26 protein-coding genes are annotated in these 26,481 nt (G+C 69.7%); 11 read left to right on the top strand and 15 right to left on the bottom strand.

Features of this window, described 5'->3' with window-relative positions; translation table 11 throughout:
* Window positions 1-13: 13 nt before the first annotated feature.
* From H7I41_RS29005 to ipdE1, 5 genes are all read right to left on the bottom strand, one after another.
* Window positions 14-1,567, bottom strand: a complete 1,554-nt coding sequence (locus H7I41_RS29005; protein WP_264016109.1) for a DUF4153 domain-containing protein — start codon at window positions 1,565-1,567, stop codon at window positions 14-16.
* Window positions 1,564-2,595: a HAMP domain-containing sensor histidine kinase gene (locus H7I41_RS29000; RefSeq protein ID WP_264016108.1), complete on the bottom strand. Its 1,032-nt coding sequence runs from the start codon at window positions 2,593-2,595 to the stop codon at window positions 1,564-1,566. The genes H7I41_RS29005 and H7I41_RS29000 overlap by 4 nt, the downstream gene beginning before the upstream one ends.
* On the bottom strand, window positions 2,592-3,260 hold the full coding sequence (locus tag H7I41_RS28995; protein WP_264016107.1) for a response regulator transcription factor: 669 nt from the start codon (window positions 3,258-3,260) through the stop codon (window positions 2,592-2,594). Before H7I41_RS28995 ends, H7I41_RS29000 begins: the two co-directional genes overlap by 4 nt.
* Before the next feature lie 101 nt (window positions 3,261-3,361).
* Complete coding sequence (ipdF, locus tag H7I41_RS28990; RefSeq protein ID WP_264016106.1) at window positions 3,362-4,150, bottom strand: (5R,7aS)-5-hydroxy-7a-methyl-1-oxo-2,3,5,6,7,7a-hexahydro-1H-indene-carboxyl-CoA reductase; 789 nt, start codon at window positions 4,148-4,150, stop codon at window positions 3,362-3,364.
* The gene (gene ipdE1, locus H7I41_RS28985; RefSeq protein WP_264016105.1) at window positions 4,147-5,298 is read right to left on the bottom strand and encodes an acyl-CoA dehydrogenase IpdE1; all 1,152 of its coding nucleotides are present in this window, start codon (window positions 5,296-5,298) and stop codon (window positions 4,147-4,149) included. Before ipdE1 ends, ipdF begins: the two co-directional genes overlap by 4 nt.
* A 47-nt stretch (window positions 5,299-5,345) precedes the next feature.
* Between ipdE1 and fadD3 the strand changes: the two genes are divergently transcribed.
* From fadD3 to ipdE2, 4 genes are read left to right on the top strand one after another with little or no spacing between them, the layout of a single operon-like run.
* On the top strand, window positions 5,346-6,911 hold the full coding sequence (fadD3, locus tag H7I41_RS28980) for a 3-((3aS,4S,7aS)-7a-methyl-1,5-dioxo-octahydro-1H-inden-4-yl)propanoate--CoA ligase FadD3 (protein ID WP_264016104.1): 1,566 nt from the start codon (window positions 5,346-5,348) through the stop codon (window positions 6,909-6,911).
* Entirely contained in the window at window positions 6,912-8,057 is a 1,146-nt protein-coding gene (locus H7I41_RS28975) for an acyl-CoA dehydrogenase family protein (protein WP_264016103.1), read from the top strand. It abuts the gene before it with no gap.
* Complete coding sequence (locus tag H7I41_RS28970) at window positions 8,054-9,025, top strand: acyl-CoA dehydrogenase family protein (protein ID WP_264016102.1); 972 nt, start codon at window positions 8,054-8,056, stop codon at window positions 9,023-9,025. The genes H7I41_RS28975 and H7I41_RS28970 overlap by 4 nt, the downstream gene beginning before the upstream one ends.
* On the top strand, window positions 9,022-9,963 hold the full coding sequence (ipdE2, locus tag H7I41_RS28965; protein ID WP_264016101.1) for an acyl-CoA dehydrogenase IpdE2: 942 nt from the start codon (window positions 9,022-9,024) through the stop codon (window positions 9,961-9,963). The genes H7I41_RS28970 and ipdE2 overlap by 4 nt, the downstream gene beginning before the upstream one ends.
* Window positions 9,964-10,017: 54 nt before the next feature.
* Here ipdE2 and H7I41_RS28960 read toward each other — a convergent pair whose 3' ends face one another.
* Window positions 10,018-10,953, bottom strand: a complete 936-nt coding sequence (locus tag H7I41_RS28960; protein WP_264016100.1) for an NADP-dependent oxidoreductase — start codon at window positions 10,951-10,953, stop codon at window positions 10,018-10,020.
* Window positions 10,954-11,078: 125 nt separating this feature from the next.
* On the opposite strand from H7I41_RS28960, the gene H7I41_RS28955 reads away from it, so the two are divergent.
* Window positions 11,079-11,573 (top strand): MarR family winged helix-turn-helix transcriptional regulator, encoded by a 495-nt coding sequence (locus tag H7I41_RS28955; RefSeq protein ID WP_264016099.1) that lies wholly within the window; start codon window positions 11,079-11,081, stop codon window positions 11,571-11,573.
* Window positions 11,574-11,582: 9 nt separating this feature from the next.
* Window positions 11,583-12,749, top strand: a complete 1,167-nt coding sequence (locus H7I41_RS28950; RefSeq protein ID WP_264016098.1) for a pyridoxal phosphate-dependent aminotransferase — start codon at window positions 11,583-11,585, stop codon at window positions 12,747-12,749.
* Here H7I41_RS28950 and H7I41_RS28945 read toward each other — a convergent pair.
* Genes H7I41_RS28945 through H7I41_RS28935 form a run of 3 tightly spaced genes read right to left on the bottom strand, consistent with a single transcriptional unit; the run spans window position 12,746 to window position 16,823 of the window.
* Entirely contained in the window at window positions 12,746-14,698 is a 1,953-nt protein-coding gene (locus H7I41_RS28945; RefSeq protein WP_264016097.1) for an acetoacetate--CoA ligase, read from the bottom strand. The genes H7I41_RS28950 and H7I41_RS28945 overlap by 4 nt on opposite strands.
* On the bottom strand, window positions 14,695-15,441 hold the full coding sequence (locus H7I41_RS28940; RefSeq protein ID WP_264016096.1) for a 3-hydroxybutyrate dehydrogenase: 747 nt from the start codon (window positions 15,439-15,441) through the stop codon (window positions 14,695-14,697). Before H7I41_RS28940 ends, H7I41_RS28945 begins: the two co-directional genes overlap by 4 nt.
* Window positions 15,438-16,823 (bottom strand): MFS transporter, encoded by a 1,386-nt coding sequence (locus tag H7I41_RS28935; protein ID WP_276009934.1) that lies wholly within the window; start codon window positions 16,821-16,823, stop codon window positions 15,438-15,440. The genes H7I41_RS28940 and H7I41_RS28935 overlap by 4 nt, the downstream gene beginning before the upstream one ends.
* 94 nt (window positions 16,824-16,917) lie before the next feature.
* On the opposite strand from H7I41_RS28935, the gene H7I41_RS28930 reads away from it, so the two are divergent.
* Genes H7I41_RS28930 through H7I41_RS28920 form a run of 3 tightly spaced genes read left to right on the top strand, consistent with a single transcriptional unit; the run spans window position 16,918 to window position 19,491 of the window.
* Window positions 16,918-17,868 carry a LysR family transcriptional regulator gene (locus H7I41_RS28930; RefSeq protein ID WP_264016142.1) on the top strand — a complete coding sequence of 317 codons (951 nt, stop codon included), beginning with the start codon at window positions 16,918-16,920 and terminating at the stop codon, window positions 17,866-17,868.
* Between the two features lie 42 nt (window positions 17,869-17,910).
* Entirely contained in the window at window positions 17,911-18,690 is a 780-nt protein-coding gene (locus H7I41_RS28925) for an alpha/beta fold hydrolase (protein ID WP_264016095.1), read from the top strand.
* Between the two features lie 42 nt (window positions 18,691-18,732).
* Complete coding sequence (locus tag H7I41_RS28920; protein WP_264016141.1) at window positions 18,733-19,491, top strand: alpha/beta hydrolase; 759 nt, start codon at window positions 18,733-18,735, stop codon at window positions 19,489-19,491.
* A gap of 6 nt (window positions 19,492-19,497) precedes the next feature.
* On the opposite strand, the gene H7I41_RS28915 is transcribed toward H7I41_RS28920, so the two are convergent.
* The 5 genes from H7I41_RS28915 to hsaA all read right to left on the bottom strand — a co-directional run bounded on the left by H7I41_RS28915 (window position 19,498) and on the right by hsaA (window position 23,720).
* Window positions 19,498-19,767 (bottom strand): hypothetical protein, encoded by a 270-nt coding sequence (locus tag H7I41_RS28915; protein ID WP_264016094.1) that lies wholly within the window; start codon window positions 19,765-19,767, stop codon window positions 19,498-19,500.
* Window positions 19,768-20,144: 377 nt separating this feature from the next.
* Window positions 20,145-20,711: a 3-hydroxy-9,10-secoandrosta-1,3,5(10)-triene-9,17-dione monooxygenase reductase subunit gene (gene hsaB, locus H7I41_RS28910; RefSeq protein WP_264016093.1), complete on the bottom strand. Its 567-nt coding sequence runs from the start codon at window positions 20,709-20,711 to the stop codon at window positions 20,145-20,147.
* Window positions 20,712-20,745: 34 nt separating this feature from the next.
* Complete coding sequence (gene hsaC / locus H7I41_RS28905) at window positions 20,746-21,648, bottom strand: iron-dependent extradiol dioxygenase HsaC (RefSeq protein ID WP_264016092.1); 903 nt, start codon at window positions 21,646-21,648, stop codon at window positions 20,746-20,748.
* On the bottom strand, window positions 21,645-22,535 hold the full coding sequence (hsaD, locus tag H7I41_RS28900) for a 4,5:9,10-diseco-3-hydroxy-5,9,17-trioxoandrosta-1(10),2-diene-4-oate hydrolase (RefSeq protein ID WP_264016091.1): 891 nt from the start codon (window positions 22,533-22,535) through the stop codon (window positions 21,645-21,647). Before hsaD ends, hsaC begins: the two co-directional genes overlap by 4 nt.
* On the bottom strand, window positions 22,536-23,720 hold the full coding sequence (gene hsaA / locus H7I41_RS28895) for a 3-hydroxy-9,10-secoandrosta-1,3,5(10)-triene-9,17-dione monooxygenase oxygenase subunit (protein ID WP_264016090.1): 1,185 nt from the start codon (window positions 23,718-23,720) through the stop codon (window positions 22,536-22,538). It abuts the gene before it with no gap.
* Between the two features lie 146 nt (window positions 23,721-23,866).
* On the opposite strand from hsaA, the gene H7I41_RS28890 reads away from it, so the two are divergent.
* Both H7I41_RS28890 and H7I41_RS28885 read left to right on the top strand, forming a co-directional pair.
* Window positions 23,867-24,934 (top strand): ferredoxin--NADP reductase, encoded by a 1,068-nt coding sequence (locus H7I41_RS28890; protein ID WP_264016089.1) that lies wholly within the window; start codon window positions 23,867-23,869, stop codon window positions 24,932-24,934.
* A gap of 36 nt (window positions 24,935-24,970) precedes the next feature.
* Entirely contained in the window at window positions 24,971-25,507 is a 537-nt protein-coding gene (locus tag H7I41_RS28885) for a hypothetical protein (protein ID WP_264016088.1), read from the top strand.
* On the opposite strand, the gene H7I41_RS28880 is transcribed toward H7I41_RS28885, so the two are convergent.
* On the bottom strand, window positions 25,504-26,481 hold a 978-nt coding region (locus H7I41_RS28880), incomplete at its 5' end, for an acyl-CoA dehydrogenase family protein (protein ID WP_264016087.1). The genes H7I41_RS28885 and H7I41_RS28880 overlap by 4 nt on opposite strands.

The following is a 26,481-nucleotide window of genomic DNA, read 5'->3' as shown; positions in this document are numbered from 1 at the left end:
GTCGAGTCCGCCGTCAGTACCGGTACTCGTCCCATCCGTACTGCAGGCACAGCTCCGGCCGATCGGTGTCCATCGGCCGGTCCGCCCGCGACCGCGACAGATTGAACAGGTACCAGGGTTCCGGGTCGCGGTGCGGCGACGGCACGCAGAGCTGCACCTGCTCGGGCAGCCGGTGCACGGCCGGGTCGATGTCCGACGACAGCGTCGACAGGTACTCCGCGTCGAGTTCGCCGGTCCGCTCGAAGCGGTCGATGTTCCGGTCGGCGACCAGCCGCTCGGGATCGAGCGCCGCCAACCCGAGCAGCGCCAGCACACCGGCCACCAGCACCGCCTGCGGCAGCCACCGCGCCGTCATCCGGACACCCGCGGCCGCCACGAGCAGGAACACCGCACCCAGCCACAGCTCGATGGTGATCACCATCAGCCGCTGGACACTGAACCCGTAGGCCTCCTGGTACAGCCACATCCGGTGGATCGCCGAGATGACCACGACAACAGATGTGGCGCACAGGATTCCGACGAGAACCCGCAGCACCCGGCGGTCGGCGCCGGTCACCCGGGCCGCCACCCTGATCACCGCGGCAAGCACCAGCAGCGTCAGCGCCGACACCCAGAGCAGCTGCCAGAATCCCTGCCGCGCGTACTCCGCGTAGGTCAGCCCCTCGGTCTCCAGCACATGGGCATGCCCACCGAACAGCACCGTCGCCTGCACGGCGACGAACACCAGGAACAGCGCGTCGAGCACTCCGAGCGGTACCGCCCACTCCCAGCGCCGCACCGGCTTGCCCGGCGCGGGCGCCAACGCGTCCAGCCGCGGCGGGAATCGCAGCAGGTACCCGCCGCCCAGCACGAAGGCCGCGACGATCAGGAAGACTCCGCTGCGCGCGACGAACTCGTCGACCTGCAGCGCCGGGGTGACGCTGCCCAGCACGTGCGCGAACGCGACGTCGGCCGCCGCGAACAGACCGCCGAAGACCAGTGCGACGGCCACGGTCACGCCCGCCACCACGGCCACCCGGCCGATGTCGGGGATGCGTCCGTGCGCCACCGAGCCACTCGCACCGCGCCGGACCCAGCCCAGCACCCGCGCGGGCGAGGCCCACGGCACGAACGGTCCGGTGAACACCGCGGTCCAGGTGTGTCCGCCGACGATCGTCAGCCACCCGGTGATCCAGGCGGTCATGATGCACAGCACGCCCAGCCACTCCGCAGCGAGCAGTCCCGGCACCGCCAGCAGCGCCATCGTCAGGGCGATGCCGCACCACTCCCGCCGGGTGGGCCTGCGCTGCGCCGTCGCATACACCACCCCGAAGACGATCAGCCCGGTCACGAGATAGCCGATGCTGAGCACCGACGGACGCCACAGCGCAGTGCCCAGCAGGGCCGCCACCGTAGCGGCGGCCAGCAGGCGGGGCGGCGCCGCGGCCAGCGGGTCGACCGGCCAGACCTTGCGCGACCACACCGACCAGCCGGGCTCACCGTGGCGCGGCAGCAGCGGACCGAGCAGCGGTGGCGGGGGCGGCATCAGCTGCATGCCGGGAACCATCTGTGTCATGCCTGAGGTCATGTGGGCACCTGTTCTCTCGGTTCGGGGATCGTGACGCTGATCCGGCAGCCCGTCCGGACGTCGGCGACGGAGATGGCGCCGCCGTGCAACTCGACGGCCCACCGGGCGATGGCCAGGCCCAGCCCGGTGCCACCGTCGGAGGTGGCGCCACGGGTGAATCGCTGGAACACGCGCTCGCGCTCTGCAGCCGGGATGCCGGGCCCCTCGTCGCACACGTCGAGCCGGATGCCCGACGGCGCCGCCGCGCACGCCAGCACCGACACCCGGCCGCCCGGCGGGCTGTGCCGAATGGCGTTCTGCACCAGGTTGACCACCACCTGCCGTAACCTCGCCGGGTCGGCAACCGCGGTCAACGCCTGCGGGGACACCCGCACCTCGACGATCGCCTGACCCGCCGCCACATGGGCCACCGCGTCGCGCAGGAACGCGTCGACGCCGAACCGCTCCTGGCGCAACGGGATCGCGCCGCCCTCGACGCGGGACAGGTCGAGCAGATTGGTGACGAGCTCGCCGAGGCGTTCGGTCTGCGCCAACGCCATCCGCATGGTGTCGGAGTCGGGCTGGGCGACACCGTCGATCACGTTCTCCAGCACCGCGTGCAGCGCGGTGATCGGCGTCCGCAACTCGTGTGAGACGTTGGCGATCAGACCGCGCCGGTACTCGTCGGCCGCCCCGAGGTCGGCCGCCATCTGGTTGAACGCCGTTGCCAGCTGCCCGATCTCGTCGCGCGATGTGGCGCGCACCCGGATGCTGTAGTCGCCGCGGGCCATCGCCCGCGCCGCGGCGGTCATCTGCCGCAGCGGCGACGTCATCCCGTGGGCGAGGAACTGCGTCACCACCAGGGCGGTCACCAGCGCGGCGAGCAGCGCGTACCGGAACTGCCAGCTCGCGCCGATCCAGAACGTGAACGACGCCAGCGTGATGGCGCCCGCCACCAGCAGCGCGGTCTTGACCTTGAAGGACGCGAACGGGTCCAACGGCCTCGGCAGCCGCTCCCAGAAGGCGACGGCCCGGCCGCGGACGGTCACCGCGGCGTCTCCAGGGCGTACCCGACGCCGTGCACCGTCCTGATCAGTTCCGCACCGAGCTTGCGCCGCAACGCCTTGACGTGGCTGTCGACCGTGCGGGTCTCCACCCCGGAGGCCCAGCCCCACACCTGTTCTAGTAGCACGTCGCGGGACACCACGGCCCTGGGCCGGCCGATGAGAAACGCCAGCAGGTCGAATTCGGTCCGGGTGAGATGGATCTCGTCGTCGCCGCGGTGCACCCGCCGCGCCTGCAGATCGATGCGGCAGTCGCCCACCAGCAGCGGCTGCGGGTCGTCGCCGGCGCGGTCCATCCGGCGCAGCAGCACCCGCACCCGCGCGACGAGTTCGCGCATGCTGAACGGTTTGGTCAGGTAGTCGTCGGCGCCGATGCCCAGCCCGATGAGCATGTCGGTCTCGTCGCTGCGGGCGGTGAGCATCAGCACCGGGACGGGACGTTCGGCCTGGATCCGCCGGCACACCTCGAGCCCGTCGAACCCGGGCAGCATCACGTCGAGCACCACGAGGTCGGGTGCGGTGGCGGCGGCGGTCTCCACTGCCGACGGCCCGTCGACCGCTGTGACCACGGTGAACGCTTCAGCGCGCAGCCGGGTGGCGACCTGGGCCAGGATGGTCGGCTCGTCGTCGACCACCAGGATGCGCTTCACATGTCCGACTGTAAGGGCCGGTTGTGGGGCTTCCCGGCAGCGATTGTAAAGATTCGGTGGAGAAGCTCGGGCGAGCGAAGCGACGGGGGAGGAAACTCGGGCTACGCGCGCTGGCTGGACACCGAGATGACCTCGCCGGTCAGATAACTGGAATAGTCGCTGGCGAGGAACGCGATGGTGGCCGCGACCTCCCACGGTTCGGCGGCCCGGCCGAAGGCCTCGTCGCCCGCCAGCCGGTCCAGCAGCTCCGAGGAACTGGTCTTCTCCAGGAACTTGTGCCGCGCGATGCTCGGCGACACCGCGTTGATGCGCACGCCGTACTCGACGGCTTCGATTGCGCTGCAACGGGTCAGGGCCATCACCCCGGCCTTGGCCGCGGCGTAGTGTGACTGCGAGTGCTGCGCGCGCCAGCCGAGCACGCTGGCGTTGTTGACGATGGCGCCGCCGTGCGGGGCGTCGCGGAAGTACCTCAGCGCCGCGCGGGTGGCCCGCATGACCGAGGTCAGGGTCACGTTCAGCACGCGGTCCCATTCGTCGTCGTCCATGTCGACCACCGGCGTCTGACCGCCCAGCCCGGCATTGTTGACCAGGACGTCGAGCCGGCCCATCTTGTCCACGGCCGTGCTGATCAGCGCATCGACCGCCGCGGTCGACGTCACGTCGCACACCACGGCGTCGACACGGCCGAGCCCGAGCGCCGCGAGCTCGTCGCGCGTCTCGCCCAGCCGGCGTTCGTGGTAGTCGGAGACCACCACGTCGGCGCCCTCCGCCAGTGCCCGGCGGGCGACCGCCGAACCGATCCCGGTGCCCGCCGCGGCGGTGACCACCACCACCCTGCCTGTCAGAAGTCCGTGCCCGTCGATCTCCTTCGGCGCTTCGGTCAGCGTCATGTTCCCTTTGGCTCCCGCGGTAGGCCGAGCACCCGCTCGGCGATGATGTTGCGCTGGATCTCGTTCGACCCGCCGTAGATGGTGTCCGAGCGGGAGAACAGATACAGCCGCTGCCACTCGTCGAATTCGCCGCCGGGCAGCGTCAGACCCTCGCCGCCGACGATCTCCATCGCCAGCTCACCGAGGTCGCGATGCCAGTTGGCCCACAACAACTTCGAGACGGAATCTTGCCCGGGCTGCTCGACGTCCATCGTCGCCAGTGCGAACGACCGCATCGTGCGCAGGCCGACCCACGCGCGGGTCAGCCGCTCCCGGATCAGCGGGTCGTCGGCGGCGCCGGTGCGCTTGGCCACCTCGGCCAGCGCGGACAACTCGCGGGCGTATTCGATCTGCTGGCCGAGCGTCGAGACGCCGCGCTCGAACGTCAGCGTGCCCATGGCCACCCGCCAGCCGTCGCCCGGCTCGCCGACCACCATCGAGGCGTCGGTGCGGGCGTCGTCGAAGAACACCTCGTTGAACTCGGAGTCGCCGGTCAGCTGGATGATCGGCCGGATCTCGACACCGGGCTGGTCGAGCGGCACCAGCAGATAGGACAGGCCGGCGTGGCGCTTGGAGCCCTTCTCGGTGCGCGCGATGACGAAGCACCACTGCGCCCAGTGCGCCAGCGACGTCCACACCTTCTGGCCGTTGATCACCCACTGGTCGCCGTCGAGCTCGGCGGTGGTCGACACGTTGGCGAGATCGCTGCCCGCGCCGGGCTCCGAATAACCCTGCGACCACAATTCGGTGACGTCGAGGATCCTGGGCAGGAACCGCTGCTGCTGCTCGGGGGTGCCGTACGCGATCAGCGTCGGGCCGAGCAGTTCCTCACCGAGGTGGTTGACCTTGGCCGGCGCGTTGGCGATCGCGTACTCCTCGTAGAACGCCACCCGGTGCGCCACCGTCAGGCCGCGGCCGCCGTGCTCCTCCGGCCAGCCAAGGCACGTCAGGCCGGCCTCGGCGAGACGGCGGTTCCACGCCAGCCGCTCCTCGAAGGCCTCGTGCTCGCGGCCGGGCCCACCGAGGCCTTTGAGCGCGGCGAAGTCACCGACCAGGTTGTCGCTGAGCCACTGCCGGACCTCGGCCCGGAACTCCTGGACCTCTATCACCCCTGTAGGCTAACCTACCAAGCACTTGCTTTGTTAGAGGAGCATCGATGACGACGCCCGGCGGGCAAGACCGGTCCGACGGCAGGACCATTCCCCAGGTCCTCGACCGGATTGCCGACCAGTTCGCCGACCACGACGCACTGGTCACCGACGACCGGCGGATCACCTACGCCCAGTTGCGGGATGACGTCCGCCGTGCCGCGGCCGCCATGATCGACCTCGGCGTCGCATCCGGTGACCGCGTTGCCATCTGGTCCCCCAACACCTGGCACTGGGTGGTGGCCTGCCTGGCCACCCACTACGCCGGCGGCGTCCTCGTGCCGCTCAACACCCGCTACACCGCCAGCGAGGCCGCCGATGTCCTCGGCCGCACCGGCGCACCGCTGCTGTTCGCGTCGGGGGAGTTCCTCGGCGCCGACAAGGCGGCATCCCTGGACGGTGCCGATCTGCCCGCGCTGCGGCACATCGTCCGGGTGCCCGTCGACAAGGCCGACGGCACCTGGGACGACTTCGTCGCCCGCGGAACCGACCTCGCGGCGGTAGACGCCCGCGCCGCCGCGGTCCGGCCCGAAGACGTGTCCGACATCCTGTTCACCTCGGGCACCACCGGGCGCAGCAAGGGTGCGCTGTGCGCCCACCGGCAGTCCCTCGACGCACCCGCCGCGTGGGCCGCGTGCGGCGAGCTCACCAGCGACGACCGCTACCTGTGCATCAACCCGTTCTTCCACAACTTCGGCTACAAGGCGGGCATCCTGGCCTGCCTGCAGACCGGCGCCACGCTGATCCCGCTGCTGACGTTCGACCCCGAACGGGCGATGGCCGCCGTGGCGGAGCACCGCGTGACCGTGCTGCCCGGACCGCCGACGATCTACCAGTCGCTGCTGGACCACCCCCGGCGGGCCGAGCACGATCTGAGCTCGCTGCGGTTCGCGGTCACCGGCGCCGCCGTCGTGCCGGTGGTGCTGATCGAGCGCATGCAGGCCGAACTCGACATCGACATCGTGCTCACCGGCTACGGGCTCACCGAGGCCGCCGGCTTCGGCACCATGTGCCGGCCGGACGACGACGCGATCACCGTCGCCACCACCTGCGGGCGGCCGATCGCCGACTTCGAACTGCGCATCGACGGCGAGGGCCCCGAGGGCGAGGTGCTGCTGCGCGGCCCGAACGTGATGCTCGGCTACCTCGACGACCCCGAGGCGACCGCGGCGGCGATCGACGCCGACGGCTGGCTGCACACCGGCGACGTCGGCACCGTCGACGAGGCGGGCAACCTGCGGATCACCGACCGGCTCAAGGACATGTACATCTGCGGCGGGTTCAACGTCTACCCCGCCGAGATCGAACAGGTGCTGGCGCGCCTCGACGGGGTGGCGGAGTCGGCGGTGATCGGGGTGCCCGACGAGCGGCTCGGCGAGGTCGGCAAGGCGTTCGTCGTCGCCCTGCCCGGCTCGTCCCTCGATGCGCAGACGGTGATCGCCCACACCCGTGAGCATCTCGCCAACTTCAAGACACCACGATCGGTGGAGTTCCTCGACGCGCTGCCCCGCAATCCCGGGGGCAAGGTGGTCAAGCCTGCGCTTCGAGCGATGTCCGAGAAGGAAGAAGCCTGAATGGACCTGACATTCGACGAATCCGCCGAGGACTTCCGCGCCGAGGTGCGCGAGTTCCTTGCGGCGAACCGCGATTCGTTCCCGACGACGTCCTACGACAACGCCGAGGGTTTCGCCCAGCACCGGCAGTGGGACAAGGTGCTGTTCGACGCCGGCCTCTCGGTGATCACCTGGCCGGAGAAGTACGGCGGCAGGGACGCCTCGCTGCTGCAGTGGGTGGCGTACGAGGAGGAGTACTTCCGCGCCGGTGCGCCGGGGCGGGCCAGCGCGAACGGCACCTCGATGCTGGCGCCGACGCTATTCGCGCACGGCACCGCCGAACAGCTGGACCGCATCCTGCCGAAAATGGCCAGCGGGGAAGAGATCTGGGCGCAGGCCTGGTCTGAGCCGGAGTCGGGCAGCGACCTGGCCTCGCTGCGCTCGACGGCGACACGTACCGACGGCGGCTGGCTGCTCAACGGTCAGAAGATCTGGAGTTCCCGGGCGCCGTTCGGCGACAGGGCGTTCGGGCTGTTCCGTTCCGACCCGGAGGCGCAGCGCCACAAGGGCCTCACCTACGTGATGTTCGACCTGAAGGCCGACGGCGTCACCGTTCGGCCGATCGTCCAGCTCGGCGGCGACACCGGGTTCGGCGAGATCTTCCTCGACGACGTGTTCGTACCCGACGCCGACGTGATCGGTGAGGTCAACGACGGCTGGCGGGCCGCGATGAGCACGTCGAGCAATGAACGCGGCATGTCGCTGCGCAGCCCGGCGCGGTTCCTGGCGCCGGCCGAACGACTGGTCTCGGAATGGACTGAGCGTGGGCGCCCTTCGGCGATGGCCGACCGGGTGGCTGACGCCTGGATCAAGGCGCAGGCCTACCGCCTGCACACCTTCGGCACCGTGACCCGCGTCGCCGGTGGCGGCGAGCTGGGCGCGGAATCGTCGGTGACGAAGGTGTTCTGGTCCGACCTCGATGTCGAGCTGCACCAGACCGCGCTCGACCTGCACGGCGCCGACGCCGAACTCGCAGGCTCCTGGACCGACGGACTGCTGTTCGCGCTCGGCGGGCCGATCTATGCGGGCACCAACGAGATCCAGCGCAACATCATCGCCGAGCGGCTGCTGGGTCTGCCCCGCGAGCCGAAAGGGCAGGCCAAATGAACTTCGAGATCGACGAACAGCAGCGTGATTTCGCCGCCAGTATCGACGCGGCGCTCGGCGCGGCCGACGTGCCGGGTGCGGTGCGTGCCTGGGCTGCCGGTGACGCCGGACCCGGCCGCAAGGTGTGGGCGCAGCTGGCCGACCTCGGCGTCACGGCGCTGCTTGTCGCCGAGGAGTTCGACGGCATCGACGCCCACCCGGTCGACCTCGTGGTGGCCGCCGAGCGGCTGGGCCGCTGGTGTGTGCCGGGGCCGGTGACGGAGTCGATCGCGGTGGCGCCGGTGCTGCTGGCCGGTGACGAGCGCAGCGCCGCGCTGGCGTCCGGTGAGCTGATCGCGACCGTCGCCCTGCCGCCTCAGGTGCCGCGGGCCGTCGACGCCGACACCGCGGGTCTGGTGCTGCTCGCCGACGACGCGGGTGTGCGTGACGGGTCCGCCGGCGCACCGCACGAGTCCGTGGACCCGGCGCGAAAGCTGTTCGACGTCACCGCCACCGGTGATTCCCGCGCCGCCGACGTCGCCCGCGCCTACGAATTCGGCGCGCTGGCCACCGCCGCCCAGCTGGTCGGCGCCGGACAGGCGATGCTCGACCAGTCGGTGGAGTACGCCAAGCAGCGTCACCAGTTCGGCCGTGCGATCGGTTCGTACCAGGCGATCAAGCACAAGCTGGCCGACGTGCTCATCGCCGTCGAACTGGCCCGCCCGCTCGTCTACGGTGCGGCCCTGTCGCTCGGCGACGGATCCGCGGACACCGCACGGGATGTCAGCGCCGCCAAGGCCGCCGCCTCCGACGCCGCGCTGCTGGCCGCGCGCTCGGCGCTGCAGACCCACGGGGCGATCGGCTTCACCCACGAACACGACCTGTCGCTGTGGCTGCTGCGGGTGCAGGCGCTGCGCTCGGCGTGGGGTGACCCGGCGTGGCACCGCAGGCGCGTGCTGGAGGCACTGACCGAGGGGGCCGGCGAATGAGTGAAGAGCGGGAATTGCTGCGCGACACGGTCGCCGCACTGGTCGACAAGCACGCCTCCCCCGTTGCGGTGCGCGAGGCGATGGCGTCCGACCGCGGTTACGACGAGTCGCTGTGGAAGCTGCTGTGCGAGCAGGTGGGTGCGGCCGCGCTGGTGGTGCCCGAGGAGCTCGGCGGCGCCGGCGGTGAACTGGCCGACGCGGCGGTGGTGATCGAGGAGCTGGGCCGGGCGCTGGTGCCGACGCCGCTGCTGGGCACGACCCTGGCCGAACTCGCGCTGCTCGCCGCCGACGAGCCGGACACCGACGCCCTCGAGGGGCTGGCCGAGGGCACCCGCATCGGCGCGGTGGTGTTCGACCCGGAGTACGTGGTGAACGGCGACGTCGCCGACGTGGTGATCGCCCTCGACGGCGACCGGCTGGTGCGGTGGGCCGACGTGTCCGTCGAGGCGCACGTGCCGATGGACCCGACGCGGCGGCTGGCGCGGGTGCGGGGCCGGGCCGACGCTGACGTCGGGGCCGATCCGGGGCTGGCCGACATCGCGGCGCTGCTGCTGGCCGCCGAGCAGATCGGCGCCGCGGCGCGGTGTCTGGAGCTGACGGTCGCCTACACCAAGGACCGGGTGCAGTTCGGCAGGCCGATCGGCAGTTTCCAGGCGCTCAAGCACCGGATGGCCGACCTCTACGTGCTGGTGCAGTCGGCCAAGGCCGTGGTGACCGAGGCGATCGCCGAGCCGTCGGCCACGTCCGCGGCGCTGGCCCGGTTCACCGCGAGCGAGGCGTTCAGCGCGGTGGCGGGCGAGGCGATCCAGCTGCACGGCGGCATCGCGATCACCTGGGAACACGACATCCAGCTGTACTTCAAGCGCGCCCACGGCAGCGCCCAGCTGCTCGGCCCGCCGCGCGAACATCTGCGTCGCCTCGAGTCCCAGGTCCTCTAGCGGCGATTTCGGCGCGGAAACGTTCGCTGAGCGAGCGTTTCCGCGCCGAAATCACTATGTACCGGGGATGAGGATGGTCTTGCCGGGCAGCCGTCCGGCGTCGGACTCGTCGTGCACCGCGGCGACCTCGGCCAGCGGGCGGCGATCGGCGACGTCGATGTGCAGTTCGCCGGCGTCGACGCGGCGGACGAGGCCGGCGAGTTGCGCGGCGTCGCTGCGGACGAAGACCCGCTGCGTGCGCACCCGGGAGTTCTCCTCCCCCGACGTCATGGTGCCGACGTGGAAGCCACCCTCCGCGATGACGCCGACCAGCGCCGCCGTCTCCTCCGGTGAGGTGCTCACCAGGTTGAGCACGACGTCGAACGGTTGCCCGTCGACGGCGAACGGCTTTGTCGCGTAGTCGATGTGGTCGATCAGCCGGTCGACGCCGTAGCGGCGCAGCCGGCTCGCGCTGCGCGCGGATGCGGTCGCGGTGACGACGGCCCCGGCGCGCTTGGCGAGCTGGACGGCGTACCCGCCGACCGCGCCGCCCGCGCCGTTGATCAGGATCGTCTGGCCCGCCTTCAGCCCGGCGATGTCGAACAGCGCCTGCCAGGCCGTCAGCCCGACCGTCGGCAGGGCGGCGGCGTCGGCCAGGGCGACCGAGTGTGGCGCGGCGGTCAGCGCCTCGGCCGGTGCGACGACGTACTCCGCGGCGGCTCCGTCGGCATCGAGTGCAAGCATGCCCACGACGGCGTCGCCGAGCTGCCGGCCGTCCACCCCTTCGCCGAGCTCGGCGACCGTGCCCGCGACGTCGATGCCCGGCGTGTGCGGGAACGCGATGGCGTACACCTCGGACAGGTAGCCGCCCCGGATGCCGGCGTCGACGGGGTTGAACGAGGTCGCGGCGACCTTCACGAGAACCTCGCCTGCGCCCGGCGTCGGCCGCTGGACGTCCTCGTAGCGCAGCACTCCGCTGTCGCCGTACCGGTGGTAGATCGCAGCCTTCATGATGTCCTCCTTCGTCGGTTGCTTCGATATCGAAGCAGTTGCACCCGGAGTAACTTGCTTCGAACGCGAAGCATTCCCGACTCGCAGAAGTAATTGTTTCGAGCTCGAAGCACTATGCTGGCGACATGGCCGAAGCCCTCGGACCCGCACAGATGCGGACCTACTTCGCGCTCACCGAGGCGGTGAGCTTGCTGCAGTACGCCGTGCGGCAGCAGCTGCAGGCCGAGGGCGACCTGAGCTACGTGCAGTTCGAGGTGCTGGCCACACTGGCCGACGCCGACCGGCCACTCACCATGACCGAGCTGGCCGACGGCGTGGTCTACAGCCGCAGCGGCCTCACCCATCAGGCCGGCCTGCTGGAGAAGGCGGGCCTCATCACCCGCACCGCGAGCCCGCACGACCAGCGGGCCACGGTCGTCGACATCACCCGGGCGGGCCGGAGCCGGGTGGAGAAGGTCCTGCCCGGCCACATCGAGGTGGTACGCGACCTGCTCTACGGCGCGCTCTCCGACTCCGACGTGCAGACCCTCGGCGACCTGATGAGCCGGGTCCGCGACCACATGCGCGACCGGCCGCCCCGCTCGGCCGCCTCGCGCAAACAGCACAACCCGCTTCAGTAGCCTGACGCAATGAGTGACCGGGTGGCACTGAGGGCAGGCATCCCGCCGTTCTACGTAATGGACGTCTGGCTGGCCGCCGCGCAACGGCAGCGCTCGCACGGCGACCTGGTGAACCTGTCGGCGGGTCAGCCCAGCGCCGGCGCACCGACGGCGGTGCGCGAGGCGGCCGTGGCCGCACTGCAGGGCAATCAGCTCGGCTACACCGTCGCACTGGGGATCCCGGAACTGCGGGCCGCGATCGCGCAGCGCTACGACGACCGCTACGGCCTTGCCGTGCAGCCCGACGACGTGGTGATCACCACCGGCTCGTCGGGCGGCTTCCTGCTGACGTTCCTGGCGTGCTTCGACGTCGGCGACCGGGTGGCGATCGCCAGTCCCGGCTATCCCTGCTACCGCAACATCCTCTCGGCGCTGGGCTGCGAGGTGGTCGAGATCCCGTGCGGGCCGGACACCCGGTTCCAGCCCACCGCCCGCCAGCTCGCCGAACTCGATCCGCCGGTGCAGGGCGTCATCGTGGCCAGCCCCGCCAACCCCACCGGAACGGTGATCGCCCCCGACGAACTCGCGGCCATCGCCTCGTGGTGCGCCGCCTCAGGTGTGCGGCTGATCAGCGACGAGGTGTACCACGGCCTGGTGTACGACGGCGCCCCCGCCACCAGCTGCGCCTGGCAGACCTCGCGGGATGCCGTGGTGGTCAACAGCTTCTCGAAGTACTTCGCGATGACGGGATGGCGGCTCGGCTGGCTGCTGGTGCCCGAGGAACTCCGGCGCGCGGTCGACCGGCTGACGGGCAACTTCACCATCTGCCCGCCCGCGCTGGCCCAGCACGCGGCCGTCGCCGCCTTCACCCCGGAATCCATCGCGGAGTCCGACGGCCTGCTGCGGCACTACGCCGACAACCGGCGGCTATTGCTCGACGGCCTGCGACAGATCGGCGTCGACCGGGTCGCACCCACCGACGGCGCGTTCTACGTCTACGCCGATGTGTCCGACCACACCACCGACTCGATGTCGTTCTGTTCGAAGCTGTTGGCGGACACCGGCGTCGCCATCGCACCGGGAATCGACTTCGACACCGTGCACGGCGGCTCGTTCGTCCGGCTCTCCTTCGCCGGCCCCACCGGCGACATCACCGAGGCGCTGCGCCGGATCGGGCCGTGGCTGGCCGGACGCTAAGGCTTCTGCTGCGCGTACCACTGCAGCAGCGCCGGGTCGTCGACCGCACTCGGGTTGACCACCTTCGCCGGATCGGCGCCCTGCAACAGCTTCTTGACCGGCACCTCCAGCTTCTTGCCGGTGCGGGTGTGCGGGATGCCGGGCGCGAGCACGATCTGGTCCGGCACGTGGCGCGGCGACACGTCGGCCCGGATGGTGTCCTTGATCGTGGCGCGTAGCTCGTCGGTGAGTTCACCGCCGTCGGCGAGGGTGACGAACAGCGGCATCCAGTAGCCGCCGTCGGATTGTTCGATGCCGATCACCAGCGCCTCGGCGATCTCCGGCAGCCCCTCGACGGCCTGGTAGATGTCCGCGCTGCCCATCCGGATCCCGTGCCGGTTGAGGGTGGAGTCCGAGCGGCCGTGCACCACGACGCTGCCCCGCTCGGTGCGGGTGATCCAGTCGCCGTGCCGCCACACCCCCGGGTACATCTCGAAATAGGCGTCGCGGTAGCGGCTTCCGTCGTCGTCGTTCCAGAACGACACCGGCATCGACGGCATCGGCTTGGTGATGACGAGCTCGCCGACCTCGCCGCGGACGGGCTGACCGGATTCGTCCCAGGCGTCGAGCGCGACACCGAGGAACGGCGCTGACAGCTCACCCGGCCACACCGGCACCGTGCGGACCCCGCCGGCGAAGGCCGACACCACGTCGGTGCCGCCACTGATCGACGACACCTGCACGTGCTCACCGACGTTGTCGTGCAACCACATCGACGACGACGCGGGTAGCGACGATCCGGTGATGCCGACCGTCTTGAGCGCCGAGAGGTCGTGGTCCCGGCGAGGCACCGCCCCGGCCTTGGCGCAGGCCAGCACGTAACCGGGGCTGGTGCCGAGCACCGTGACGCCGAAGCGGGCCGCGACCTTCCACAGCGCGTCGGGTGTCGGGCAGGTGGGGCTGCCGTCGTAGCAGATGATGGTCGCCCCCACGAGCAGGCCCGCCACCTGGTAGTTCCACATCATCCAGCTCGGGCTGGTGTACCAGAAGAACACGTCGTCGGCGCCGATGTCTGACTGCAGCGCAACGGCTTTGAGGTGCTCCACCAGAACGCCGCCGTGCCCGTGCACGATGCCCTTCGGCAGGCCGGTGGTGCCCGAGGAGTACAGCACCCACAGCGGGTGGCCGAACTCGACCTGCTCGGTGTTCAGCTCGGCGTCACCGGGAGCGCTGACGGCGGCCCAGTCCAGCCAGTCGTCGGGGGCGTCGAGACCCAGGCGCGACACCAGGACGGCGGCCTTGCACGTCGGCAGCCCGGCTCGCAGCGCACTGATCTCGTCCCGTTTGTCGTGCACCTTGCCGTTGAACCGGTAGCCGTCGGCGGCGACGAGCACGGTCGGCTCGAGCTGGCCGAGGCGGTCGAGCGCGGCCCGTGCGGTGTAGTCCTGGCCGCAGGCGCTCCAGACGGCGCCGATGGCCGCGGTCGCCAGGAATGCCACCACGGCCTCGGGGACGTTCGGCAGATACCCCGCGACGCGGTCGCCGGGGCCGACACCGAGGTCGCGCAGCGTCTGCGCGAACGCCGCAGCGCGACCGAGGAGTTCGTCCCACGACATCTCGGTGCCGTTGCCGTCCTCGTCGACGTAGATGACGGCGGTGCGGTCACCGCGCGCCTGCCGCCTGACCTGGTCGACGTAGTTGCAGCGGGTGCCGGGGAACCACTGGGCCCCGGGCATCTCGTCGTCGGCGAGCACCTGGGCCGGTGCGTCGCCCAGCTCGAAGTACTCCCACAGCACCGACCAGAAGCCGGCGAGATCGTCGACCGACCACTGCCACAGCGTCTGGTAGTCGGGCATGTCGCGTCCCGTGCGGGCGGCGACGAATCCCGCGAAGTCGGTGATGGCGGACCCGGCGACGTCCCGGTCGGTGGGGACCCACTGCGGTTCGACCGCGTCGGAGTCGTCGGTCATCGTGCGCTCCACCCGCCGTCCATCGTGTACGAGGCGCCGGTGACCATGCCGGCCTGCGGGCCGGTGAGCCAACCCACCAGCGAGGCCACCTCGGCGGGTTCGACGAGCCGTTTGATCGCGGCCTCCTTGAGGAGTATCTGTGTCACCACCTCATCCTCGGCGATGCCGTGCGCCTTGGACTGATCGGCTATCTGTTTGGTGACCAGTGGCGTGCGAACGTACCCGGGGTCGACGCAGTTGCTGGTCACCCCGCGCGGGCCGCCTTCGAGCGCCGTCACCTTCGACAGCCCTTCGAGCGCATGCTTGGCGGTGACGTAGGCGGACTTGAACTCCGACGCCCGAAGGCCGTGCACCGAGGAGATGTTGACGATCCGCCCGAAGCCCCGCTCGTACATGTGCGGCAGCGCCGCGCGGATCAGCAGGAACGGCGCCTCCACCATGAGCGCCAGGATGAAGCGGAACTTCTCGGGCGGGAAGTCGGTGATCGGGCTGACGTGCTGCACACCGGCGTTGTTGACCAGGATGTCGACGTCGAGCGTCAGGCCCTCGAGTGCGGTGACATCGGAAAGGTCCACCGCCCAGGCCTTTCCGCCGATCTCGTCGGCGACCGCCTTCGCGGCGACGTCGTCGAGGTCGGCGACGGTGACCGTCGCGCCGTTGGCCGCGAGTTCCCGTGCGCAGGCCGCGCCGATGCCGCTCGCGCCGCCGGTGACCAGGGCGCTGCGCTCGTCGAGATCGGTCATGGGCGGGCGGCCTCGGCTTCCCGGGCGAGGTCCGCGCGGTCGGCCTCGTCGAGGGACTCGAGATCGATGCCCCGGGTCTCCCTCGTGTAGAACACCGCGACCAGGGTGACCGCGCACGCCGCGGCCAGATATATGGCGACCGGCACCGAGGAGCCGTAGATGTCGAGCAGCTTGACCGCGATGAGCGGCGCGAGCGAACCGGCGACGATCGAGGTGACCTGATAGCCCAGGGACACACCGGAATACCGCATCCGCGTCGGGAACATCTCGGCCATGATCGCCGGCTGCGGGGCGTACATCAGCGCATGGAACACCAGGCCGATGGTGACGGCCGCCGTGACGACCACGTAGTTCGCGCTGTTCATCATCGGGAAGGCGAAGAACCCCCAGGTGGCGCCGGTGATCGCGCCGACCATGTACACCGGCCTGCGGCCGTACCGGTCGGACAGCCAGCCGACGAGCGGCACCACCGCGAAGTGCACAGCGTGCGCCACCAGCAGGTACCAGAGGATGGACGTGGTGTCCGCGCCGACCTGGGTCTTGAGGTAGGTGATGGAGAACGTGACCACCAGGTAGTACATGATGTTCTCGCCGAAGCGCAGGCCCATCGCGGTGAAAACGCCACGCGGGTAACGCTTCAGCACCTCGAGCACGCCGAACGAGGTGGCCTTCACCCGCTCCACCTCCTGCTGGGCGGCGAGGAAGATCGGGGCGTCGGTGACCTTGGTCCTGATGTAGTAGCCGACCAGCACCACGACGGCCGACAGCCAGAACGCCACGCGCCAGCCCCACGACAGGAATGCGGAGTCCGGCAGCGTCGTGGTGAGCACCAGCAGCACCACGGTGGCCAACAGGTTGCCTACCGGCACACCGGCCTGCGGCCAGCTGGCCCAGAATCCACGCTGGCGGTTGGGGCTGTGCTCGGCGACCAGCAGCACCGCACCGCCCCATTCACCGCCGACCGCGAAGCCCTGGATGAACCGCAGCGTCACCAACAGCCCCGGCGCCCAGTAACCGATCTGCCCGTACGTCGGCAGGCAGCCCATCAGGAACGTCGCCGCACCGACCAGGATCAGGCTGAACTGCAGCAGCTTCTTGCGGCCGTACTTGTCGCCGAAGTGGCCGAACACCACGCCGCCGACGGGCCGCGCCACGAACCCGACCGCGTAGGTCGCGAACGCCAGGAAGATCGCGTTCAGCTCACTGGTGGTCTCGGAGAAGAAGATCTTGTTGAACACCAGTGTCGCGGCAGTGCCGTAGAGGAAGAACTCGTACCACTCGACGACCGTGCCGGCCATCGACGCCACGACGACGCGTTTGAGCCCCTGGGTGATCGAGCCGGGGGTACTGGTGTCCGGCTGTGCCGGTTCCTGCACGCTCATCGCACGCTCCGTTCATGACGCAGGACATAGGGAGGCCGCACTGTGACCGACCGCACTCTGCAGGTGAGTATTCATGCACGTCGACCGCGCCGCAATGGTCAAATCTGCAGCTTCGATCTGCAAAACTGCAGACGTGAACGTCCCCGGCCGCCGTCCCAGCGCAGACGACCTGCTGGTGCTGCTGGCCGTCGGACGGTCCGGCCGGTACACCACCGCGGCGGAGGAACTCGGACTCAACCACACCACCATCTCGCGGCGGATCGCCGCGCTCGAACAGTCGATGGGTGGCCGGGTGCTCACTCGGGTGGCAGGCGGCTGGGAACTCACCGACCTGGGCAGGGCCGCGCTGTCCGCGGCCGAGGCGGTCGAGACGGCGGTGCGCTCACTCGACGCCGATCCCGGCGGCGAGCGGGCACTCGAGGGCGTGGTGCGCCTGTCGGCGACCGACGGCTTCAGCGCCTACATCGCCGCGCCCGCGGCGGCCCAGGTGCAGCGGCGCCATCCGCGGGTGGCGGTGGAGATCGTCGCTGCCACCCGGCGGGCCACCCAGCAGCGATCGGGCCTGGACATCGAGGTCGTCGTCGGTGAGCCGCAGGTGCACCGGGCCGAGGCGATCCGGCTCGGCGACTACTGTCTCGGGCTCTACGGCGCACGCTCCTATCTGGCCGAGCACGGGACGCCGCGCGGCATCGACGCGCTGACCGACTATCCGCTGGTGTACTTCATCGACTCGATGCTCCAGGTCGACGACCTGGACGTGGCCACCAGTTTCGCTCCGGCGATGCGCGAGTCGGTGACGTCGACCAACGTGTTCGTGCACGTCGAGGCCACCCGGGCGGCCGCCGGCCTCGGACTGCTGCCGTGTTTCATGGCCGACCGCCACGACGACCTGGTGCGGGTGTTGCCCGACGCCGTCGCCGTCCGGCTGAGCTACTGGCTGGTGACTCGGGCGGAGACGATGCGCCGGCCCGAGGTCTCGGCCGTGGTGAGCGCGATCCGGGCCCGGGTCACCGAGCAGAGCGACGTGCTGCTGGGACGTTCATAGGATCGTCACCGCCGTGTCCGGCGGTGTGGGTAGACCACCTCCATGCATTTCCGTCGGTATGGCTCCGGTCCGCCACTGCTGCTGGTCCACGGCATCTCGCAGCTGCACAACTGGGATCCCGTCGTCCCGGCGCTGGCCGCCCGGCGCGAGGTGGTCGCCGTGGATCTGCCCGGCTTCGGCGCCAGCGCCCCGCTGCCCGGTGAGGTCACCGTCGCGGCGCTGACCGATGCCGTGCAGGACTTCGTCGTCGAACAGGACCTCGGCGACGTCAGCGTCGTCGGGAGCTCGATGGGCGCGCGCATCGCACTGGAGATGGCGCGGCGCGGTCACGGTGGTGCGGTGGTCGCACTGAACCCGGGCGGGTTCTGGACCGACGCCCAGGCGCGGATATTCGGCGCGACGGTCGGCCCGTCGCTGAAGCTGGTGCGTGCCATCGACCCACTCATCCCCGCGTTGGCCGCTACCCCGCTGACCCGAACGGCGCTGCTGCTGCAGTTCTCCGCCAGACCCTGGCGCCTGCCCGCAGATTTGGTGCGCACGGAATTGCGGGCGTTCAAGCGCTCCCCCAGCCTGGATGCGGCGATGCATGCTCTGGTGCACGGGCCGAGGCAGCAGGGGGCACCCGCTGGAACGCTGCGGGCTCCGGTGGTGATCGGTTGGGGTCGAAAGGATCGGGTGACGCCACCGAGTCAGGCCGCCCGCGCCCAGGAGCGTTTTCCCGATGCCACGATGCACTGGTTCGACGACTGTGGGCACTTTCCGCACTGGGACCGACCGCACGACACGGTGCAGCTGATCCTCGACACGGCACAGCGGCACTGACGACACCTTGCGCCCACGGTTGCGCGCGTGGTGCAGTCAGCCATGCCCTTCCTCGACCACGATCGCGGCCGCGCGTACTACCGGCACTGGGCCGTTGACGAGCCCCGGGCGGCCGTCGTCTTCCTGCACGGCTTCGGCGAGCACACCGGCGTCTACCACCGCTACGGCTTCGCCCTGAATGCCGCGGGCATCGACCTGTGGGCGGTCGATCAGTTCGGTCACGGCCTGAGCCCGGGCGACCGTGGTGACTTCGGCTCGATCGAGGACAGCTCGGCCCTCGCCGATTCGCTGACCGCACTGGCCGCTGAGGCCGGTGTGCCGGTGATCGCGCAGGGCCACTCGTTCGGCGCGATCGTCACCCTGTTCCGCCTGCTGGGCGGTGACGCCCGTGCGGCCGCAGCGGTGATCTCGGGCGCACCGCTCGTGCCCGTCGCCGAACTGCTCGATGCCGACACGTCCGTGCAGCTGGACCCGGATTGGCTGTCGGCCGACCCGTTCTATCTGGATACGCTGGAGAACGATCCGCTCGCGTTCATCGACGCCGACACCACAGCGCTGGCCCGCGAACTCGACCGCGGCTGGGACAGATTCGGCGCGGACCTACCGGGCCTCGAGGTGCCGACGCTGGCCGTGCACGGCACCGCCGATCCGATCGCCTCGATCGGCGCTGTCCGGGCGTATGCCGAACAGATCGATCCGCTACAGCTGCAAGAGTTCCCGGGTCGCCACGACATCCTCAACGAGACCGCGCACCGCGAGGTGGCGGCGGCGATAGTCGACTTCATCGACGCGCAGCTTTAGTCGGCATCAGAGCCGGTGCATCTCCCGCGACATCGCGGCGTGCTCCATGTAATCCGCACGCCGAGAGGGGCGGTGGCGCCGATGCGGCTTGCGCGGCGTCCGCATCGTGGCCAGCCAGGACCACGGCCGCCGGCGCGACACGACGACCTCGGCTGCCGCCGTTGCGAATCGCACTTGCTGTTCTGTGATGAGCACCGGCATCGCGGCGACGGCAGGGAACTCGACGGTGTCGTCGACTTCGCCCGGCTCCTCGGATCGAGTTGTGATGCTTGTCATTTCGTGTCCCCCGCGCTGTCGTGTCGCCGCTCCTGTCGCACCAAGGTTGACAGCAGCGTGAAGTCGGCACAAGCGACAGAAGCACCACTGGCCGTTGGTGTTTGCACCATCCAGCATGTGGATGACCGCTGGACCGAGCGAGCGCTTCGCCCAGGCACGTAGATCCGTATGACAGCGCGGTTACGCGCAAGCGTCACCGTGGCGACGCCCCAGCAGGGACGGCTTCCCTTAAGGGCAGCAGTGTGCCGAATCAATCAACGCCGCGCCGGCGACGGATTTGCCGGCCCCGATCGCCGGCGCCGCGCGAGCGTGCACATTTGCTGGAGTCCGCGCGGCGTGTCGCCGGCAGACACGCACCCTCGCGGAAAACGGGTGCGCTAGAGCCAGGTGTCGGGGGTGGTGGCGGTGAGGAAGGCCTCGAGGTCGTCGCGCCACTGCGCCGGCGAGTTCTTGTCGGGCTCGATGCCGGTGTACTCGCCGCGGTAGAACAGCAGCGGCCGCGGCTTCTTCTTCGGCACCTCGGAAAGCGAGTGCACCGCGCCGAACACCACGAAGTGATCGCCACCGTCGTGCACCGAGGCCACCGTGCAGTCGATGTGCGCGAGCGTGCCGTCGATCACCGGCGAGCCGAGCTTCGAGAGCCGCCAGTCGATCCCGGCGAACTTGTCCGGAGTCTTCGACCCGAACCGCGCCGAGACGTCCTTCTGCTTCTCGTGCAGCACGTTGACGCAGAACTTGCCGCTCGCCTCGATCGCCTGCCAGGACCGCGACACCTTCGTGGGGCAGAACAGCACCAGTGGCGGGTCGAGCGACAGCGCCGCGAAGGACTGGCACGCGAAGCCGACCGGCTCGTCGTCGTGCACCGTCGTGATGATCGTGATGCCAGTGCAGAACTGGCCGAGCACATGCCGGAATGTGCGCGGGTCGATGGGCTCGGCGGCCATCAGTGTCCTCGGCTCTTCGCGCGGACGCTCATCGCTACTTGAAGCCGACGCTGAAGTCGTGCCCCCACAGACTGACCGCGGTGCTCTCGCGAGCGATCCACGTGGCGTCATCCTCCACTTCGAGCCCCTCACAACCGAACTCGACGTCGAAGCCGCCGGGAGTCTTCATGTAGAACGACAGCATCTTGTCGTTGACGTGCCGCCCCAGGGTCGCCGACATCTTGACCTTGCGCCGCAGCGCCCGGTCCAGGCACAGGCCCACGTCGTCGGCGTTCTCGACCTCGACCATGAGATGCACGATGCCGCTTGGGGTCTCGCCGGGCATGAACGCCAGGCTGTGGTGCCTCGGGTTCACGCCGAGGAACCGCAACCACGCCGGCGCGCCGTCGGCGGGACGGCCGACCAGCTGCGGTGGCAGTCGCATCGAGTCGCGCAGGTGGAAGCCGAGCACATCGCGGTAGAAGTGCAGCGTCTCGGCGTCGTCGCGGGTGGTCAGCACCACGTGGCCGAGGCCCTGCTCCTCGGTGACGAACTTGTGGCCGTAGGGGCTCACGACACGGCGATGCTCCAGTGCCACCCCGTGGAACACCTCGATGGTGTTGCCCGACGGGTCGTCGAAGACGATCATCTCGTCGACGCGACGGTCGGCGAGTTCGGCGGCCGTGGCCTCCTTGTACGGCGTCCCCTCGATGTCGAGACGGTTGCGGATCTCCTGCAGCGCAGCGGCGTTCGCGGTCTCCCAACCCGACGACAGCAGCCGGTCACGGTCGCCGGGCACGATCACCATGCGGGCCGGGAACTCGTCCATCCGCAGGTAGAGCGCGCCCTCGGTGGGGCCCTTGCCCTCGACCATGCCGAGCACCTTCAACGCGTACTCGCGCCAGGCGCCGACGTCGGCGCTCTCGATGCGCAGGTACCCCAGAGAACGGATGCTCATCGTGTACCTCCCAGGAAATCGATGGTGAGCTTGTTGAATTCGTCGAACTTCTCCAGCTGGGCCCAGTGGCCGCACTGCCCGAAGACGTGCAGCTGCACCCGGGGGATCTGCTTGAGCGCCACCAGGGCGCCGTCGAGCGGGTTGACCCGGTCCTCCCGGCCCCAGATCAGCAGTATCGGCTGGCGCAGCTTGTACACCTCGCGCCACATCATGCCGAGCTCGAAGTCCGCCCCGGCGAACGACTTCCCCATCGCCCGCGCGGCGGCCAGCGACTCCGGCTGGCTCGCGATCGCGAACCGCTCGTCGACCAGTTCGGGCGTCACCATCTTCTGGTCGAAGACCATGATGCGCAGGAAGCGCTCCATGTTCTCGCGGGTGGGATCCGCGGTGAAGCGGCCCAGCAGCTTGACGCCTTCGGTGGGATCAGGGGCGAACAGGTTGACGCTCAGACCCCCGGGCCCCATCAGCACCAGCCGGCCCGCCCGCTTCGGATTGTCCAGCGCGAAGCGCACAGCGGTGCCGCCGCCGAGCGAGTTGCCCACCAGCGCAGCGCGTTCGATGCCGAGGTGGTCGAACAGGCCGAGCAGCGCGTTGGCGCTGTAACGGTTGTACTGCTCGTGCTCGGTGTGCTTGCTCGAGTGGCCGTAGCCCGGCTGGTCGACGGCCAGGACGTGGAAGTGCCTGGCCAGCACCGCGATGTTGCGGCCGAAGTTCGACCAGCTCGACGCGCCGGGACCGCCGCCGTGCAGCAGCACGATCGTCTCGCCGTTGCCGACGCCCGCCTCGTGGTAGTGCAGCTTCATGTCGTCGGCCACCTGCGCGTAGCGCGACGTCGACTCGAAGGTGACCTCGGCCTGCGTCTCGACCTGTTTGATGTACGACGTCATCTAGACCATCGTGTCCTGCGGTGGCAGCCCGAATGCGTCGTTGCCGAAGATCAGGTAGGCACGCTCGGGCTCGTTGGCGGCGTGCACCCGGCCGGCGTGGGCGTCGCGCCAGAACCGCTGGACGGGCTGGTCGAGATTGAGCGCGGTGGCGCCCGAGGCCTCGAAGAGCAGGTCGATCGACGCGATGGCGCGGGCGGTGGCGCGCACCTGGTCGCGGCGGGCCCTGGCGCGCAGCTCGAACGGGATGTCCTGGCCGGCCTGCAGCAGCTGGTACTCGTCGCGGACGTTGCCGATCAGCTGACGCCAGCCGGCGTCGATGTCGCTGGCCGCCTCGGCGATCCGGATCTTGGCGAACGGGTCGTCCTTGGACTTCTCGCCCGCGAACGCCGCACGCACGCGCTTGCCCTGATGCTCGACGTGCGCGTCGTAGGCGCCGTAGGCCATTCCCATGATGGGCGCACTGATGGTGGTGGGATGCATGGTGCCCCACGGCATCTTGTAGACCGGCGCGGTGTTGTTCTCGTAGCCACCCGCGGTGCCGTCGTTCATCGCCCGATACGACAGGAACCGGTGGCGCGGGACGAAGACGTCCTTGACCACGACGGTGTTGCTGCCGGTGCCCTTGAGCCCCACCACGTTCCAGACGTCGTCGATGCGGTAGTCGCTGCGCGGGATCAGGAAGCTGCCGAAATCGACCGGCCTGCCGTCCTTGATCACCGGGCCGCCGAGGAACGCCCAGGTGGCGTGGTCACATCCGGACGACCACTGCCACGCACCGTTGACCAGGTAGCCGCCGTCGACCACGGTGCCCGCACCCATCGGGGCGTACGAGGACGACACCCGGACCGTCGGGTCACTGCCCCACACCTCGTCCTGGGCCTGCTGGTCGAACAGCGCCAGATGCCAGTTGTGCACGCCGATGATCGAGCTCACCCAGCCCGTGGAACCGCACGCGCTGGCGATCCGCCGGACGGCCTCGTAGAAGGCGGTCGGGTCGCACTGCAGGCCGCCCCACTGCTCGGGCTGCAGCAGCTTGAAGAAACCGACCTCGTCGAGTTCGTTGATCGTCTCGTCGGGGAGGCGCCGCAGTTCCTCGGCGGATTGGGCGCGCTTGGCGATCAGCGGCAGCAGATCGTCGATGCCGGCTAGGACCGACTGCACGTCACGCTGTTCAATGGACGTCACTGGAGTGCCTCCCGGAAGTAGGGCTGGACAAAGATTAGAACACGTTACGATTTGTGTCGAGCAGCGTATTCCTGTGGCGGCTGGACCTGCGCACATGCATTTCTGTAACCTGTTCTAATTCTACGCGACGGAAGGGTTGAGGCGACGTGACCGACGAGCCGCTCGGCAGCCACGTGCTCGAGCTCGAAGTGGCCGACGTGGTCGAGGAGACCGCCGACGCACGTTCGTTGGTGTTCAAGGTGCCAGACGGGCCCGGTGACCCGGAGATTCCCGCCGAGCGGTTGCGCTACGCGCCGGGGCAGTTCCTGACCCTTCGGGTGCCCAGCGACCGCACCGGTTCCGTCGCCCGCTGCTACTCGCTGTGCAGTTCGCCGTTCACCGACGATCCGCTGACCGTGACGGTCAAGCGCACCGCCGACGGCTACGCGTCGAACTGGCTGTGCGACCACGCGCACCCCGGCATGAAGCTGCACGTGCTGGCGCCGTCGGGCACGTTCGTGCCCAAGACGCTGGACGGCGATTTCCTGTTGCTGGCCGCGGGCAGCGGGATCACGCCGATGCTGGCGATCCTGAAGTCGGCGCTGGTGAAGGGCAGCGGCAGGGTGGTCCTGCTCTACGCGAACCGCGACGAGAAGTCGGTGATCTTCGGCGGCGCGTTGCGCGACCTGGCGGCCGAATACCCCGACCGGTTGACCGTCGTGCACTGGCTCGAGACCGTGCAGGGCCTGCCCGACCCGGCCGCGCTGGCGGGCCTCATCGCGCCCTATGCCGGCCACGACGCGTACATCTGCGGGCCAGGACCGTTCATGACCGCCGCCGAGAAGGCCCTGCGCAGCGCAGGCGCCGCCGACAACCGCATCCATCTCGAGGTGTTCAAGTCGCTCGAATCCGACCCGTTCGCCGCAGTGGTGATCGAGGAGGACGACAGCGACGAAGGCCCCGCGACCGCGGTGGTGACACTCGACGGCGCCACTCACGAGGTGACGTGGCCGCGCAAGGCCAAGCTGCTCGACGTCCTGCTCGACAAGGGACTCGACGCGCCGTTCTCCTGCCGCGAGGGCCACTGCGGCGCGTGCGCGGTGCTCAAGAAGAGCGGGGACGTCGAGATGCCGATCAACGACGTGCTCGAGCAGTCCGATCTCGACGAGGGCCTGATCCTGGGATGCCAGGCGCTGCCGCGTTCGGAATCGGTTGAAGTCACTTACGACGAGTAGCGAAGGGCTATCATTCGCCGCACCGAAGGGAACAACGTGACCAAGCGATTGACAGGCTGGCTGGCGGGGATATCGGCGTTGATGTTCATCGCACCGAATCCGGCCGCATCCGCTGCGATCGACACGGCCCACTCCTCTATTCCGGTGAACCCCACCACCACGCTCGAGATGCACGTCACCGCGAACTGCATTGCGGCCGAATCGAACTGCCTGTGGAACACTGCCGCCAACCTGCGCTCCCCCGAGGGTGTGATCGGGTTTCCCGGCGACGCGTACGGCCGCCAGACCACGACGGTGCGAACCATGGACCGCGGGGTCTGGGTCGAGACTCAGTTCGTTTCGCCGAACACCCGGCTGTTCAAGTCGCAAACTTACGTCGAGTTGTCGACGGTTTACTTCGGCGGCGGGCCGCCCGAGAAGTTCACTGTGCAGGGCAACACCTGGCCCACGGACTGGCGGACGGGACAGCACAGGAACGACGTCCCGCTGATCGTGTGCGCCCACATCCAAGTCGTGTACGCAGGCGTCAACTTGACGTCGCCGGACGCCTGCGCGCAGGCCTCGTTCAACTAGCGCGGCAGGCCCAGCAGGCGCTCGCCGGCGAGCGTCAGCAGGATCTGCTCCGTGCCGCCCGCGATGGTCAGGCAGCGGGTGTTGAGGAACTCGAACACCTGGGGGCTGTGCACGGCGCCGGCACCCTCCGACAGGTCCATCTTGAACTCCGCCAGCGCCTGACGGTGCCGCACCCCGATCAGCTTGCGGACACTGGACTGCGGACCGGGATCCTGACCGCCCACCGCGAGTTGGGCGATCCGCTGGTCGAGCAGCGCGCCGATCTGGGCGGACAGGATCAGGGTGCCGAGGCGGTCCTGCTCGGCGACGTCGAGGTCGAGTTCGGTGACGGTGCGCAGCAATTCCTCCATCGGATTGCCCAGCGCGGTGCCCGCTGCCATCGCGACGCGCTCGTTGGCGAGGGTGGTGCGCGCCAGTCGCCAGCCGTCGTTGACCGAGCCGACCACCATCTCGTCGGGCACGAACACGTCGTCGAAGAACACCTCGTTGAACAGTTCGTCGCCGGTGATCTCGCGCAGCGGCCGGATCACGATGCCGGGCGAGGCCATGTCGACGAGGAAGTAGGTGATGCCCTTGTGCTTCGGAGCGTCGGGATCGGTGCGCGCCAGGCAGACTCCCCACTGCGCCCGGTGCGCCGAGGACGTCCACACCTTCTGTCCCGTCAGCTTCCAACCACCTTCGGCACGAACGGCTTTGGTGCGCAAGGCCGCGAGGTCGGAGCCGGCGCCCGGCTCGGAGAACAACTGGCACCAGATCAGCTCGCCACTCAGGGTGGGCGGCACGAACCGCTCGACCTGCTCGGGGGTGCCGTGCTCGAGGATCGTCGGGGCCGCCCNCCAGCCGATGACCAGGTCGGGCCGGTCGACCCCGGCCGCGGCCAGCTCCTGGTCGATCAGCAGCTGCTCGGCCGGACCGGCCCCGCGCCCGTGCGGCGGCGGCCAGTGTGGCGCCTGCAGGCCGGCCTCGGCGAGCGC

Origin of the sequence: [Mycobacterium] manitobense (assembly GCF_025821665.1) — a bacterium.
GTDB classification, from domain to species: Bacteria; Actinomycetota; Actinomycetes; order Mycobacteriales; family Mycobacteriaceae; genus Mycobacterium; species Mycobacterium arseniciresistens.
The sequence above is the reverse complement of the archived record's forward strand: the minus strand, read 5'-3'. Positions and strand labels throughout refer to the sequence as shown.

Excerpts from the sequence above, each read along its gene's own strand:
- H7I41_RS29005 (WP_264016109.1), bottom strand. The coding sequence starts at position 1,567 with ATGACCTCAGGCATGACACAGATGGTTCCCGGCATGCAGCTGATGCCG.
- ipdF (WP_264016106.1), bottom strand. The coding sequence starts at position 4,150 with ATGACGCTGACCGAAGCGCCGAAGGAGATCGACGGGCACGGACTTCTG.
- fadD3 (WP_264016104.1), top strand. The coding sequence starts at position 5,346 with ATGACGACGCCCGGCGGGCAAGACCGGTCCGACGGCAGGACCATTCCC.
- H7I41_RS28975 (WP_264016103.1), top strand. The coding sequence starts at position 6,912 with ATGGACCTGACATTCGACGAATCCGCCGAGGACTTCCGCGCCGAGGTG.
- H7I41_RS28970 (WP_264016102.1), top strand. The coding sequence starts at position 8,054 with ATGAACTTCGAGATCGACGAACAGCAGCGTGATTTCGCCGCCAGTATC.
- ipdE2 (WP_264016101.1), top strand. The coding sequence starts at position 9,022 with ATGAGTGAAGAGCGGGAATTGCTGCGCGACACGGTCGCCGCACTGGTC.
- H7I41_RS28960 (WP_264016100.1), bottom strand. The coding sequence starts at position 10,953 with ATGAAGGCTGCGATCTACCACCGGTACGGCGACAGCGGAGTGCTGCGC.
- H7I41_RS28955 (WP_264016099.1), top strand. The coding sequence starts at position 11,079 with ATGGCCGAAGCCCTCGGACCCGCACAGATGCGGACCTACTTCGCGCTC.
- H7I41_RS28950 (WP_264016098.1), top strand. The coding sequence starts at position 11,583 with ATGAGTGACCGGGTGGCACTGAGGGCAGGCATCCCGCCGTTCTACGTA.
- H7I41_RS28945 (WP_264016097.1), bottom strand. The coding sequence starts at position 14,698 with ATGACCGACGACTCCGACGCGGTCGAACCGCAGTGGGTCCCCACCGAC.
- H7I41_RS28940 (WP_264016096.1), bottom strand. The coding sequence starts at position 15,441 with ATGACCGATCTCGACGAGCGCAGCGCCCTGGTCACCGGCGGCGCGAGC.
- H7I41_RS28935 (WP_276009934.1), bottom strand. The coding sequence starts at position 16,823 with ATGAGCGTGCAGGAACCGGCACAGCCGGACACCAGTACCCCCGGCTCG.
- H7I41_RS28930 (WP_264016142.1), top strand. The coding sequence starts at position 16,918 with ATGGTCAAATCTGCAGCTTCGATCTGCAAAACTGCAGACGTGAACGTC.
- H7I41_RS28925 (WP_264016095.1), top strand. The coding sequence starts at position 17,911 with ATGCATTTCCGTCGGTATGGCTCCGGTCCGCCACTGCTGCTGGTCCAC.
- H7I41_RS28920 (WP_264016141.1), top strand. The coding sequence starts at position 18,733 with ATGCCCTTCCTCGACCACGATCGCGGCCGCGCGTACTACCGGCACTGG.
- H7I41_RS28915 (WP_264016094.1), bottom strand. The coding sequence starts at position 19,767 with ATGACAAGCATCACAACTCGATCCGAGGAGCCGGGCGAAGTCGACGAC.
- hsaB (WP_264016093.1), bottom strand. The coding sequence starts at position 20,711 with ATGGCCGCCGAGCCCATCGACCCGCGCACATTCCGGCATGTGCTCGGC.
- hsaC (WP_264016092.1), bottom strand. The coding sequence starts at position 21,648 with ATGAGCATCCGTTCTCTGGGGTACCTGCGCATCGAGAGCGCCGACGTC.
- hsaD (WP_264016091.1), bottom strand. The coding sequence starts at position 22,535 with ATGACGTCGTACATCAAACAGGTCGAGACGCAGGCCGAGGTCACCTTC.